Here is a 13,677-nt window from a genome sequence, read left to right as displayed (position 1 = left end):
GGCTATAGTTTGGCTTTTCTAGCAACCCAGAAGATGAATGGCGGCAGTTTGGCGCTGCCCATGTGATATAACTAGCGCTTTGTCTGCTAATCTGAGATTTGGTATCTACTATACAAAATTGCATCATGGCCGATCGCCAAATCCTGCTTGACTTTGAAAAGCCCATTGTTGAACTAGAAAACCGTATCGCCCAAATCCGCGAACTCGCGAATGACAACGATGTTGATATGGTGGGGCAGATTCACCTTTTAGAGCAACGAGCCGAGCTTTTGCGGCGAGAGATTTTTTCGGGATTAGGCGCGATGCAACGGATGCAGATCGCGAGGCATCCCCGTCGGCCTAGCACCCTTGACTATGTGCAGGCGATTACCGATGAATGGATGGAACTGCATGGCGATCGTAGAGGGAATGATGATCCTGCGCTCGTCGGTGGCATTGCCAGAATTGGCGATCGCCCCGTTTTGATTTTGGGACATCAAAAGGGACGCGATACTAAGGACAATATGACCCGTAATTTTGGGATGGCATCCCCCGGCGGCTATCGCAAAGCGGCGAGACTGATGGATCATGCCAATCGTTTTGGTTTGCCAATCATTACCCTCATTGACACACCCGGCGCATATCCGGGGGTATCGGCAGAAGAGCAAGGACAAGGGGAAGCGATCGCCGCCAATTTACGCCAAATGTTTGGTTTGCGTGTGCCGATTATCTGCACTGTAATTGGGGAAGGTGGCTCTGGTGGCGCATTAGGCATCGGCATTGGGGATCAGATCATGATGTTTGAGAATTCCGTTTACACGGTAGCAACGCCAGAAGCTTGTGCCGCAATTTTGTGGCGCGACTCCGCTAAGGCAGGTAAAGCCGCCGAAGCTCTAAAAATTACAGCTCCTGACCTGTTGGAGTTGGGCATTGTGGACTATGTAATTGATGAGCCGCTCGGTGGAGCGCATCGTGCGCCCTTGCAAGCAGCCGAAAATCTCAAAGCTGCCATTGTCAAAAATCTTGAACGCCTCAGCAAGTTATCTCCAGAGGATTTACAGGAATTGCGTTATCAAAAGTTTCGCAAGATGGGTGTATTTTTGGAGTCATAAGTATCAGCATCATTATAAAAATAGTTTTTTGAAAGTCCGCCGCCTGCTGACTTTCAAAAAACTATTTTAGAGTTTGCAGCACCTGCGATGCTGCAAACTCCGATGTATAAGTTCATAAATTCTCTATGCCAATGAGTCCGAAAATATGGCAAATTAAAGGATCGCATCAGCATTGTAAATTACCATAACGATAAACGAAGTTAAACTTAATGACATTAAAAGTTGGAATTTTAGGATTTGGTGGATTAGGTCAAGCGGCAGCAAAGTTGCTGAGCGCTAAGCAGGAAATGCAACTAGTCGTGGCGGCGGATAAAGAAGGCTTTGCCTATGATCCACAGGGGCTAGATGCTAATGCTGCGATCGCAATTTACCAAAAACAAGGCTCATTGGGCTATCTCGGAGGTGCAGGCACGCTAAGCCAAGACAGCATTGCCGCAGCAATTGCTGCGGCAATGGATGTTGATGGTTATTTCCTCGCCTTGCCAAACCTACCCAATACCTTCATGGCAAGTGTGGCTAAGCAATTCATCGCTTCAGGTTGGAGGGGCGTACTAGTCGATGCGATTAAACGTACTAGCGCCGTTGAGCAAATGATTGCCCTTGCCCCAGAACTCGAAGCCGCAGGGATTACCTATATGTCTGGTTGTGGTGCAACCCCTGGATTGTTAACCGCAGCCGCAGCGATTGCCGCTCAGAGCTTTGCCGAAGTTCACAAGGTTGAGATTACCTTTGGAGTCGGGATTGCCAACTGGAATGCCTATCGCGCCACTATCCGCGAAGATATCGCGCATATGTCGGGTTATACCGTCGATATGGCTCAAGCGATGACCGATGCCGAAGTGGAAGCATTGCTGGAAACCACCAATGGTTTAATCTCGTTGGAAAATATGGAACATGCCGATGACATCATGCTCGAGCGAGCAGGAATTTGCGATCGCGATCGTGTCACCGTTGGCGGCGTAGTTGATACCCGCAATCCGAAGAAGCCCCTCAGCACCAACATGAAGCTGACAGGTCGCACCTTTGAGGGCAAAATCTCTACCCACACCTTCACCCTCGGTGATGAAACCAGCATGGCAGCTAATGTATGTGGTCCAGCCTTTGGTTATCTCAAGGCTGGTACTCAATTTCACCGACGCAGTATCTATGGTCTGATGACTGCTGCGGAAGTAATGCCCGCTTTTGTGCGGTAATTATAGGCTAGTGCTTGCCCGCATAGCGGGCAGCACTAGCCTATAGGATGAGCTAAAATTGAAGGCATACCTATCCAAGTCTTAGAAACTCAAGGAAATCGTTATGGCATGGCAGCAATCTGTAACACCTCTGCATCGCTTTTATAGTTGCTTGCCTTACTTACTGCCGATGGCGGCAGGCGTGATTTATGGAGCCGTTTTATTCCAGCAGTTTCCAATCCTGATTCTGCCATTTTTTCCACTGATCTGGCTCTATGGTAATGTTTTGACATTTCCCTTAGTGCCTATACTGGGCTTGACTGGTGAATTTTTTCTATTTATGGGATTATTTTTTTTAGTGGTGAGAGACACAAGAGTACCCCACTTTATTCGCTTTAATACAATGCAAGCTCTACTGATGCAGATTGTATTATTCATTGCCCAGCTTTTATTTCAAGTCACGGAACAGGTATCTAGAAATAGCTTGCCATCAATCATTAGTAGCACCTTTGCCAACACTCTATTTATGGGAACGATGTTACTAGCGGGCTATGCCATTTATCACAGCATTAAAGGCGAATATTCCGATATTCCCACTCTTTCTCAATCAGCTTTAGTCCAGTGTGAATTGTAGGCACATTAATTTAGCCGCGAGTTATTAGCTTTAGCCAAAACTATATCATCTCAGTAATAGAACATCATTTATGGCAAGACGCAGTTCCGTTAATTATCTCGATCGACTCTATGGTAGTTTGCCTTACCTGCTACCCCTCGCATCAGTAGTTTTGTTTGGTAGACTTTCACTGTTTCCACAAATCCCGATCTTAGAGAAAATCTTTTTACCCGCAATCTTTATAGAAGACATTTTATCAACTTCAATTATTGATTTTATTTCCATACGTCTTGTGGTTTGGTTTAGCCTATTTATTGGCGTAGTCAGAAACCATAAAATTAATCATTTCGTCAGGTTTAACACCATTCAAGCTTTATTACTAGATATTGTGGTGGTACTGGTCAGCGTGATCGTGAGATTGCTAGCACAAGCCTCATTTTTGAACTTTATCCTAGAGATTCTGATCAATGTTACGTTCTTAGGAATCACCGCCGCATTCCTCTATTCAGTATTTCAATGTGTGCGTGGCAAATATGCAGAAATACCCGTGATATCTGAGGCTGCGTATCATCAGATTCCCTAAAGCCAACGTCCGCTTAGCGGTCAGCACAATCTCTGGTTTTGGGTAGCAGCAATTCATGAATTGACATTACTTCCTAAAAGCTGACACAAATCTCTCAATACCTGCATAATCTTGATGGATTTGCATATTTGTATATCTGCCATCTGCTGCTAATTGCGATCGCAATAGGGGCGCTTGACCTGCCATCAGTTCCACGATCCAAAAGCCTCCTGACATCAAATATTGCGGGGCTGTATCCACTAACTCCCACAGATCATCAAGACCATCTTCCCCACCATCAAGGGCTAGATGTGGCTCATGTTTAGTAACTTCTGGCTGAAGTTTGAGAACCTCGCGACTGGGAATATAGGGAGGATTGGAAACCATGCCTGCTAGCTGGTTTTGCAAATTTAAGTTAGCCAATGGCTCAAACCAACTGCCCTGATGGAATTGAATTGTTTGATGATTTTGATGGTTGTGGCTAGCATTCAGTTTGGCGATATCTAGGGCAGCCACACTGCAATCAACAGCATGGATCTCGGCTAGGGGAAACTGTTTCGCCATGGCGATCGCAATCGCGCCACTGCCAGTTCCCAGATCAACCCAAATTCCCTGCTGATAGCTCAAAGCTTGGCAATTCTCCACGACAATATCAATGATTAGTTCGGTTTCAGGACGGGGAATTAAAACGGCGGGAGAAACTTGTAATTCCAAATTACGCCATGTTACCGATCCTGCTAAATACTGCACGGGAATGCGATCGCAAAGTCGTTGTTGCCAAAGTTGCTCAAGTTGGGTAAATAGCTCTGGGGAAATTTTGTGAGATATGTTTTGCGATCGCAATCGCAGGTCAAGTTTATCTAAACCTGTGAGCTTTAAAATCAGCCACTCTAATTCATATACGGGGACATCCTGTTCCTTAGCAGCAACAAAATTGCGATCGTACCATTCCCAAAAATCCATAGTTATATTTCAAAAAATATCGCAAAGAAAAGGCTCGCATTGCGAGCCTTTTTGTTATTTTTTACGCTTATTCATGTCTTCGAGATAAGCCTGTTGGTAGCTGAGAAAGCGATTATGCCATTCCTGAAAACGGCGATTGGCATCCTGCACCAACATTTGACGATACTTTTCTGACGGAATATATTGCTTTGAAGTTGACATAATACATACCCACTAAATCTAGTTCATAGGGTAACGCATTGCGCCACATCTACACTACAGCTTCACCACAAAAGCATCGGTTACGCCTTGAATATGCACGATTTCATCGAGCAAACCACTAGGCAATGGATCGTCAATATTTAAGACCATCACCGCCTCACCGCGTACCATACGGCGACCAACTTGCATACTGGCAATATTGACGTTAAAGTTACCAAGCAAAGAACCAATGCGACCGATAATACCTGGCATATCACGGTGTAAGGTTAACAGCATGTAATGGGTTGGAGCCACATTGATGGGGAACTCATTGATGCTTGTGATGCGAATTTCGGATTTGCCTAGCAATGCACCAGTTACCGACTGCTGACCTTGGTTGCCATGGGCGGTGAGGTGAATCGAGCCGCTGTAGTCTTCAACGGAAGGATCGCGAGTTTCGGTAACGTGAATACCACGCTCCTTTGCTTCAATGCTGGCGTTCACAAAGTTAACGCGCTCACGGAGCGCAGGGGATAGCAAACCTTTGAGAGCTGCCACCACGATCGGTTGGCTTTCACTATTAGCGATTTCACCTTGGAGCTTGACATTGAGAGTGTCAACGCGACCGCCTGCCAATTGTCCAACCAAGTTACCGAGCATTTCGGCAAGTTGAAGATAAGGCTTAAGTTTCTGCCATACATCGGGACGCAGTCCAGGGATATTCACCGCTGAGCGGGCTGGCAAGCCAAGCAGGACATCACGGATTTGTTCAGCCACATCAACGGCAACGTTAGTTTGGGCTTCTTCGGTTGATGCACCGAGGTGAGGGGTCAAAATAACGTTATCACCGAGTTCGCGCAAGCCAGAGTCAGCTTCGAGAGGCTCATTTTCAAATACATCAAGGGCGATACCTGCGATTTTGCCACTCTTGATCGCATCTGCGATCGCAACTTCGTCAATAATGCCGCCTCTAGCACAGTTAATGATTCTGACACCATCCTTCATGATAGCAATACGTTCAGCATTAATTAAGTGAGCAGTATCTTTAGTTTTAGGCAAGTGTAAAGTGATGTAATCAGCTTCACGCAATAGGATTTCTAGATCTACTAGATTTACACCTAATTTTTCAGCACGTTCTGCGGTCAAAAATGGATCATAGGCGAGGACACGCATCCCTAAAGACTTGGCAACAGATGCCACATGGGAGCCAATTTTACCTAAGCCGAGAATACCAAGATTTTTCTTGTAAACTTCGACACCAGTAAAGCTCTTACGATCCCACTTACCACCCTTAAGCGATTGATTCGCCGCAGGTATAAAGCGTGATAGCGACATCATCATGGCGAGGGTATGCTCTGCTGCTGCAATTGTATTGCCTTCAGGGGAGTTAACCACAACAATACCCATACGAGTAGCAGTGGGAACATCCACGTTATCGACCCCAACACCAGCACGACCGATGATTTTGAGGTTTTTACCAGCTTCGATCGCTTCTTTGGTTAATTTTGTACCAGAGCGAATCATGATTGCATCATATTCAGGAAGAATCTGGATCAATTCTTCGGGGCTGAGGGTCGTCTTTACGTCAACGGTGGCGACTTGAGAAAGGATATCGATACCAACTTGATCGATGGGGTCAGAAACGAGAACTTTGGGCATAACGATTAAAAAATGTACCAGTGCCTGTAGCGGAGGGTTTGCGGCTACGCTCTAAATCCTAGGCGCATGTTTAACGCTAGATATTACGCAGCTTAGACACACTAAGATCACAATAATTGCTTACTGGTTAATATTACAGCGCTTTGCGCTCTGCGTAAAAATCAATATTTAGGCAATATTGGGGTAAGAACACCAATTCAAATGAAATGCAGTGTCTAGAGATCTTTTCAGAAAAGAACTCACAGAGATAATCTGTCGTCATGAAATGGACTTTTTAGACCCTATCCCCGATTAACCAATGCCCTTTTAATTCAACACTTCCATAAATGGTGTTATGTGGAGATCTTAAAAAGCTTACATATTCTCAACTTTAGGATGAGAGTCCAAAGTGTTGATTGCCTGTAAATCTTATAAATTTGTACACCTAGCCAAACTGTTCCACGGAACATTAGTAATAAATCATAGACTGAGACAATCTCTTGACTATCTCACTCCTTACGAAGTATTCTTTGGTTCATTAGATTGTTGTATTTCCTACTTAAATAGTCAATAAACGTCTTTATGATTTTTGGGGTTTGGAATAAAAGCATATGAAAATTTTTCTTGTAATATACAGTATTTGTTGTTTTGAAACCTTTGTTGTTAAGCACTTTTGATACTCGTGGTGGAGCTGCTCGCGCTGCCTATAGATTGCACCGAGGATTACGGAACATTGGTCTAGAATCACAAATGCTAGTACAGGAGAAATCTAGTGATGACTGGACAGTAATAGCCCCTGAGACAAAACTAAAGATTGGAATTGCGAAGACAAGAGCAACAATTGATTCTCTTCCATTGTATACCTACCGTAAATTTGATAACTACGGCGCTTTTTTTCCTCAATGGATTCCTGATTCCATACCCAGTGAAGTAAAACAAATTAATCCTGATATTCTTAACCTGCATTGGATTTCGGGTGGATTTATACAAATCGAGTCTTTAAAGAAGTTGCGACAACCATTAGTATTAACCCTTCACGATATGTGGGCTTTTACAGGGGGGTGCCACTATAGTCAAGGATGTGATCGCTACATTATTAATTGTGGTAAGTGTCCTCAATTACACAGTAGGCGAGAAAAAGATTTGTCCAAGTGGGTATGGGAACGCAAAGCAAAAGCTTGGCAAGCATTGGATTTAACAATTGTCACCCCTAGCAATTGGCTAGCCGATGTTACTAGAGCAAGTTCTCTCTTAGGGAATTGCTCCATTCAGGTTATTCCTAATGGCTTGGACACTAAGACTTATAAGCCATTGGAATCTAAGCTAGCTAGAGACCGATTACAGTTACCTCAAAATAAACAATTGATTTTATTTGGGGCAATGCGTGCAACCAGTGATCCTCGTAAGGGCTGGCAATTTCTTCAGCCAACTCTGCAATATTTAAAAAACTCTGGGTTATGTGAGGATTTAGAGTTGGTAGTATTTGGTGCATCAGAACCTAAAACTCCTATTAATCTGGGTTTTCCCTGTCATTATCTTGGGGAATTACATGATGACGTTTCCCTATCAATTATGTATGCAGCCGTTGATTTATTATTAGTCCCTTCTACTCAAGACAATTTGCCCAATACTGTAATGGAAGCAATTAGCTGTGGAACTCCCTGCGTTGCTTTTGACATCGGAGGTATTCCCGATATGATTCAGCATAAACTTCAAGGGTATTTGGCAAAACCTTTTGATTGTCAGGATTTAGCAAATGGAATAGATTGGGTATTAAGAGATGCTGAGCGCTGTCGAGATTTACAATATAAATCTCGACAAAAAGCATTGCAAGAGTTTGATCAATCGACTCAAGCTCAGCGATACCAAGCTTTGTTTGAGAATATTTTGGAGCTGTCTCGCTAAATTCACTATGGATTGTAGTTTTATAGAATTCCCAAAAGTTTCAGCAGTGGTTCCAACTCGTAATCGTAAAGATAAATTGTTTCGATTTTTAGGACAATTTATTTTGCAAACTTACCCAAATCTTCAGATTATAGTTGTTGACTCTAATTCTACTGATGGTACAAGGGAAGAGCTTCTAAAACGCTTTCCGCAAGTGACTTTAGTTATGGTGACAGATAATGAGTATTGGGCAGGTGCTACTAATTCAGGGATAAAAATAGCTTTAAAGGATAAATGTGAATATATTTTTACTATCAATGATGATTCAGTCGTGAAGGTCGATCATATTTCAAAAATGGTTGCGATCGCAAAAAAACATCAAGCACTTATTTTAGGAAATTCTATTAACTATCTGTCTAATCCCAACTTAATCTGGTCTATAGGGACTACTAATTATTGGGGAACTGCGAATTTTTTACAATTGAATTATCACAATCTAGAACTAGAAAAGATTCCCGAACATATAAAGAATAATGAAATAATTCAGGTAGATGCATTGGCAGGTAATGGTGTTTTAATCCATCACCAAGTGTTTACTAAAATCGGGCTATACAACGAGTCATTTTTACCTCATTATCATGCTGATTCTGAGCTTACTATTCGTGCTAATTCTCAGGAAATCAAAGTTTTTGTTGCTCCATCTATTATTTTATTAAATGATTTTCATAATGAACAGAAGAAACTAAATCTTAATCATATTCAAGGATTCATCTATGCACTATTTCACAAAAAATCACATCTATTTATCGTACCATTAACTTATATATTTATTATGTATTGTCCCAACAATAAAAAAATATTGACTTTATGGATGTTAATTCAGAGATTTATAACATTAAGATGGGAAAGTAAAAGTCAATTCAAATAAAAATTGCTTGTAAAACCAACTACACAAATAACCACTAAAATTTATGCAGATTAGCAATACCTTAGCTTCTGAAGAATATCAAGAAATACAAAGGTTGCTTGCAACTTTGCCAGACAAATCTGTTAGCCTTTCTCAAATGTGGCAACTGATGGATCAGGTTTGGGATGATCTAGGTTGTGACAATCTAATACTAGATCAAGAAAAAATTACTGCTTTTTATAAGCATCCAGTTTGGTTGCTAAATGGCTTCTTTATTGAACAGCATGAAGTATCTTTACAACATCGTCATATTATTGCAGATTTGATTGTTCAATTATCAGTTAAACATGTTTTGGACTTTGGTGGTGGATTTGGAACACTAGCTAGGATAATTGCTAATAAGTCTGGGAATATTGAGATTGATATTTATGAGCCATATCCTAATAATTTTGCTATTGAAGAATGTAAAGATTATCCATTAATTCAGTTCGTGCATAATTTACACAAAAAATATGATTGTTTAGTAAGCACCGATGTTCTAGAACATGTAACTGATCCTCTTCAGATTTTTGAAAACATGATAGAAACTGTATCTCTAAATGGGTACTTAATAATTGCTAATTGCTTCCGCCCTGTAATTAAATGTCACCTCCCTTCAACTTTCCACTTTAGATATACGTTTAATCTGTTTGCTAGATTGATGGGTTTGAAAGTGTTAGGTAAATGCAAAGGCAAACATGCAACAATCTATCAAAAAATACATAAAAGACCAACAAACTGGAAAATCATCCGTACAATAGAATATCTTTCTCAGAAGACTTACTTTTACATTTTGCGACACTTACACAAATAAATTTAAAGTCTAGAAAAAATATTTCTACTTGAGTTAACCCATAGTCTTCGACGTATTTTAGAAATCAAGCTACGGCTAAATAAAAGCTTTTGTGTGTAGTCATCTGCTTTTAAATCTCTAGCTATAGCAATTGGATGATTTAAAGGAAATTCCATTGCATTTAGTGGCAGGTCTGCTAATAGGTTTTTGCGTAATGTATGCGTTCCCCCACGGCTGAAACCAATGTTGCTTACTAAATTTTGATTAGGTAAAATGCTCAACCCACTTTGTACCCAACAGGCAAAAGCCCATTGGTAATCCCAAGAGTCGATGATGCGATCGCAACTTCCTTGAAAATTTTTGTGCCAATCCTTAACATAATTACTATTACCAAGAATGTCATATAGCCAATTGCCATCACGAATATGGCTCCATAGCTTCATATCTACATCATAGTAATGCCAAGCGCGTCTCCAACTTGCCCATCCCCAACAATGGTTGTAGCGAGAGAAGTAATAACTAGCTTGAGTACGCTTTTTACCTAATTGAAAGTTATCACCAGAGATGTGCATGATTCTCGAATCATCTCTGTATTTAGTGAGTAGCTCTTCGCAAAATCGAAAGAAACTAGGATGGGGTAAACAGTCATCTTCTAAGATAATTGCTTCAGAAACCTGTTCAAACACCCAATTTAGTCCAGAGGAGACACGATCACGACAACCTAAGTTATAGTCACTGTAATTCTTTAGTAATTCACAATTCCAATCAATTTTGTCAATTATTGCTCTAGTTGCAGCACAATTTTGCTGATCGTTAAGATGATTATTTCTTGCTCCATCAGCGATAACCAGCAACTTAGGTGGTTTAGCTTGACGGATTACTTCAAACACTCGACTAGTTGTATTTGGGCGATTAAAAATGATAAAGGCGACTGGAGTGTTTAACTGCCAAGTGGTCATGCGCCCCTCCCTGCAAATAACTTAACTAGCCCATTTATCCAAATTCGTCCTAGGTTTATTAATATTTTGTCTCTGGGACAAGCTAATAAGACAAACATTGTCCAGTCAATTTTATTTGATGAAGAGCGTCTAGAGAAATATCTTTTTAGTATAGAGGTGAATTGAAGTTTCCCCCTAGGATGAAATCCTGTTGTCTCTTCGTTGAGCCAGACTTTCAGGTCTGATTGGGTGCATAAAGTTAAGCCTTTACGGTATGCCCGAATTGTGAATTCGTAATCTGACAAATAATGTGGTAATAGTCTTGGATAAAAATCTCCTACCTTTTGCAGGTCTTGCCAACTAATAAATAAGCCTCGCGTTGACAAACAATTAATCGCTTGATAGGAATTAGGCGTACTAAAAGTAAAGGTATTAAAATCAGCGTTTATTCCCACATCCAAACAGTTCTCTGTCTGCATACTGTAGCATTGAGCTTGTAATAATGTATTGGGCATTCTTTGTAGAAGTTTTAAGCCTATTTCTAGAAAATCTGGCTTTATAAATACATCATCATTAATCATCAAAACCACGTCTTTGGAGTCAGGAATATTAGTTTTTAGCCAGTTAATACCTTGTTGCAATCCACCTGCCCACCACCAATTACCTTTCCCCGTAATTATCTTTAAATTAGATATTTGACTCGCTACCATTTGTGCTGTTCCATCAATGGAGCCATCATCAATCAAGATTAGTTCATAGTTTTGATAAGTTTGAGATTTTAGACATTCTATAAAATTTTGAGTGATATCGCGTCGATTGTGAACTGGCAAAAGAATGTAGCAACGAGTCATTTTCGCTCTAACTTACCTAAACAACTAAACAAGTAGTAACTAAAAATTAAAGTAACTATAACTAATGCTATATCAGAAAAGCTTATTTCATCATATAAAATTAGTAAGAAAGTCTAGGTTTACTGCTTAAACTACACATACAGCCTATTGAGGCTTTATGTAGTACAGAAATATTTTTAAAAGCGACGCTTTTAAAAATATTTCTGGGTTTTAAGTAAGTGCAAAGCGCTGTAATCATTGTTATTGTCTCTAGAGGTGATCATGAATTGGCTAATTTTTATCGCCTTCCTGAATGGCTTCGCTTTATTTAGTAGTGCAAATTTTCTACAACTTTTCTTTCATGAGGAATTTGCGATCGCAACAGAATCGCCATCATCGATCACTCCAGAAGTTAATACCCTCGAAAAAATCCAAAAACGCGGTAAGTTACGAATTGGGGTCAAAGATAATCTATCGCCTTTGGGATTTCGCGATCGCAGTGGCAACTTAGTAGGGCTAGAAATTGATATTGCCCGTGAATTAGCCAAGGAACTAAATATCCCCGTTGAGCTAGTCCCAGTCCAAAATCGCGATCGCCTATCTACCTTGCAAAATAATCAAATTGACGTAGCAATTGCTCAAATTACGGTCACAACAAATCGCTCACGTCTAATAGATTTTTCATTGCCCTACTACACCGACAGTACGGTGGCGATCGGGAAGCGTGACATCACGACTCAAGAAATCAAGCAAACCTCTGCAATTGGTGCTCTCAAAAATTCAGCAGCGATTGCCGCCATTCAATCGCAATTCCCCAAAGCGGCAATTATCGGTGCAAATTCCTATGCAGAGGGATTAGCTGCTTTGCAAAATGGGCAGATTGCCGCTTTTGTGGGCGATCGCATCAACCTAACGCAATGGCTGACCGAAAATCCTGAATTTTCAGTGGTTGGACAACCCTTGGCAGTGCATAGTTTTGCGATCGCAATGCCGCGTGGACTGCAACATTTAGACTTACGCGAAAAGGTGATGGCGATTGTTGAAAAATGGCGCAAAAATGACTGGCTAAAGGAACGCGCAAATTTTTGGGGCTTATAAAAAAAGAGAGTGCTTGGCACTCTCTTTTTTTAGCTGCGATCGCCTGTATATCCAGACTCATTAGCTAATTCTTCTAAACTTCTCTCACCCGAAAGCATCTTGCCGTTGATTTCCCAAGTAGGAAATCCTTTAATTCCTTTTTGTTGGCACAACGCAGTTTGGGACTTTTCCCCATTAGGGTCGCATTCAATATAGGGAATTAGCTTTTGAGCTTCACCAAACTTTCTCTTTTGGTTTTCACAATGTGAACACCAATATGCGCCATACATCTTGGCATTAGTGGTAGTTAAGTGTTGGGCTAATCGTCCTGCAAACGAGTTACTCTGAGCCGAGAGTTTGCCCTGGCTAGCATAAACACCGAGTGTCCCCGTCAGCGTGACGATTGCCACGATCGCCCCTGTAAAAAATAGATTGCCTATATCTTTCCAAGCATTGCCAAAAATGGTCAGCAACCAAATTGTGGTCATCGTCACTGCTGAAGAAATGCAGTAAAGGCAAACCTGTGGCTGACCGCCAATACTGCCTGATGCTAATAGATACATCAAGTAGCCGCTAAAAACAAAGGTTGCCGAAGACACCATAAACATCAAGAAGTTGGCGGTTTCTTTGAGTTGGGCTTGAGCTTTGGGATCATCCTTTTTTAAGATTAAGGGTAATCCCGCCAATAGACCTAGCGTGAGGTAGCCTAGCGCCCCAAAAATTGTCAGAGGAATTCCGAAAATCTTGGCGTATTCACTGCTTAGCACTAAGTCACAGCCACTACCTTGGACATCACATAGGGCAACTTTTTGTCCAAAAAAATGAGTTACGGTCAAATAAGTGGTTAGAGAAAAACCAAATAAAGTCAAAGCGACGATCGCAGGGCGCGACCACCGATGCAACCACGGCTCAGATCGTTTTCGCATAGTTCCTGACAATTTGTACCTACCTACTAATAAAACTTGCGAGCATCACCTCCAATGACGAGGT

14 protein-coding genes are annotated in these 13,677 nt (G+C 41.4%); 8 read left to right on the top strand and 6 right to left on the bottom strand.

Annotated elements, in window-relative coordinates; translation table 11 throughout:
• Positions 1–125: 125 nt before the first annotated feature.
• The 4 genes from H6F41_RS08020 (at position 126) to H6F41_RS08005 (ending at position 3,459) form a co-directional block, all read left to right on the top strand.
• Positions 126–1,091: an acetyl-CoA carboxylase carboxyltransferase subunit alpha gene (locus H6F41_RS08020; protein ID WP_190402953.1), complete on the top strand. Its 966-nt coding sequence runs from the start codon at positions 126–128 to the stop codon at positions 1,089–1,091.
• Positions 1,092–1,300: 209 nt separating this feature from the next.
• Positions 1,301–2,284: a (S)-8-amino-7-oxononanoate synthase BioU gene (bioU, locus tag H6F41_RS08015; protein WP_190402952.1), complete on the top strand. Its 984-nt coding sequence runs from the start codon at positions 1,301–1,303 to the stop codon at positions 2,282–2,284.
• 103 nt (positions 2,285–2,387) lie between these two features.
• The gene (locus H6F41_RS08010) at positions 2,388–2,897 is read left to right on the top strand and encodes a Tic20 family protein (protein WP_190402951.1); all 510 of its coding nucleotides are present in this window, start codon (positions 2,388–2,390) and stop codon (positions 2,895–2,897) included.
• 70 nt (positions 2,898–2,967) lie between these two features.
• Positions 2,968–3,459, top strand: a complete 492-nt coding sequence (locus tag H6F41_RS08005) for a Tic20 family protein (RefSeq protein WP_190402950.1) — start codon at positions 2,968–2,970, stop codon at positions 3,457–3,459.
• 66 nt (positions 3,460–3,525) lie between these two features.
• On the opposite strand, the gene prmC is transcribed toward H6F41_RS08005, so the two are convergent.
• The 3 genes from prmC to serA are packed head-to-tail and all read right to left on the bottom strand — an operon-like array spanning position 3,526 to position 6,240.
• Positions 3,526–4,401, bottom strand: coding sequence for a peptide chain release factor N(5)-glutamine methyltransferase (gene prmC / locus H6F41_RS08000; RefSeq protein WP_190402949.1), 876 nt, complete (start codon positions 4,399–4,401; stop codon positions 3,526–3,528).
• Positions 4,402–4,455: 54 nt separating this feature from the next.
• Positions 4,456–4,602, bottom strand: a complete 147-nt coding sequence (locus H6F41_RS07995) for a hypothetical protein (protein WP_190402948.1) — start codon at positions 4,600–4,602, stop codon at positions 4,456–4,458.
• A gap of 54 nt (positions 4,603–4,656) precedes the next feature.
• Complete coding sequence (gene serA, locus H6F41_RS07990; RefSeq protein WP_190402947.1) at positions 4,657–6,240, bottom strand: phosphoglycerate dehydrogenase; 1,584 nt, start codon at positions 6,238–6,240, stop codon at positions 4,657–4,659.
• 636 nt (positions 6,241–6,876) lie between these two features.
• Between serA and H6F41_RS07985 the strand changes: the two genes are divergently transcribed.
• Genes H6F41_RS07985 through H6F41_RS07975 form a run of 3 tightly spaced genes read left to right on the top strand, consistent with a single transcriptional unit; the run spans position 6,877 to position 9,863 of the window.
• The gene (locus tag H6F41_RS07985) at positions 6,877–8,124 is read left to right on the top strand and encodes a glycosyltransferase family 4 protein (protein WP_242022967.1); all 1,248 of its coding nucleotides are present in this window, start codon (positions 6,877–6,879) and stop codon (positions 8,122–8,124) included.
• 7 nt (positions 8,125–8,131) lie between these two features.
• Entirely contained in the window at positions 8,132–9,031 is a 900-nt protein-coding gene (locus tag H6F41_RS07980; protein WP_242022966.1) for a glycosyltransferase family 2 protein, read from the top strand.
• 43 nt (positions 9,032–9,074) lie between these two features.
• The gene (locus tag H6F41_RS07975; protein WP_190402944.1) at positions 9,075–9,863 is read left to right on the top strand and encodes a class I SAM-dependent methyltransferase; all 789 of its coding nucleotides are present in this window, start codon (positions 9,075–9,077) and stop codon (positions 9,861–9,863) included.
• 2 nt (positions 9,864–9,865) lie between these two features.
• Here the strand turns inward: H6F41_RS07975 and H6F41_RS07970 are convergent, their stop codons facing one another.
• Both H6F41_RS07970 and H6F41_RS07965 read right to left on the bottom strand, forming a co-directional pair.
• On the bottom strand, positions 9,866–10,801 hold the full coding sequence (locus tag H6F41_RS07970; RefSeq protein ID WP_190402943.1) for a glycosyltransferase family 2 protein: 936 nt from the start codon (positions 10,799–10,801) through the stop codon (positions 9,866–9,868).
• A complete protein-coding gene (locus H6F41_RS07965; RefSeq protein WP_190402942.1) occupies positions 10,798–11,631 on the bottom strand; it encodes a glycosyltransferase family 2 protein in 834 nt (277 codons plus the stop codon). Before H6F41_RS07965 ends, H6F41_RS07970 begins: the two co-directional genes overlap by 4 nt.
• A gap of 261 nt (positions 11,632–11,892) precedes the next feature.
• Between H6F41_RS07965 and H6F41_RS07960 the strand changes: the two genes are divergently transcribed.
• The gene (locus H6F41_RS07960; RefSeq protein ID WP_190402941.1) at positions 11,893–12,708 is read left to right on the top strand and encodes a transporter substrate-binding domain-containing protein; all 816 of its coding nucleotides are present in this window, start codon (positions 11,893–11,895) and stop codon (positions 12,706–12,708) included.
• Between the two features lie 29 nt (positions 12,709–12,737).
• Here the strand turns inward: H6F41_RS07960 and H6F41_RS07955 are convergent, their stop codons facing one another.
• Positions 12,738–13,613 carry a vitamin K epoxide reductase family protein gene (locus H6F41_RS07955; RefSeq protein WP_190402940.1) on the bottom strand — a complete coding sequence of 292 codons (876 nt, stop codon included), beginning with the start codon at positions 13,611–13,613 and terminating at the stop codon, positions 12,738–12,740.
• Between the last annotated feature and the right edge of the window lie 64 nt (positions 13,614–13,677).

It is taken from the genome of Pseudanabaena mucicola FACHB-723 (genome assembly GCF_014696385.1).
GTDB lineage: Bacteria > Cyanobacteriota > Cyanobacteriia > Pseudanabaenales > Pseudanabaenaceae > Pseudanabaena.
Note: the sequence above shows the minus strand (reverse complement) of the source record. Positions and strands in the feature narration are given on the sequence as shown.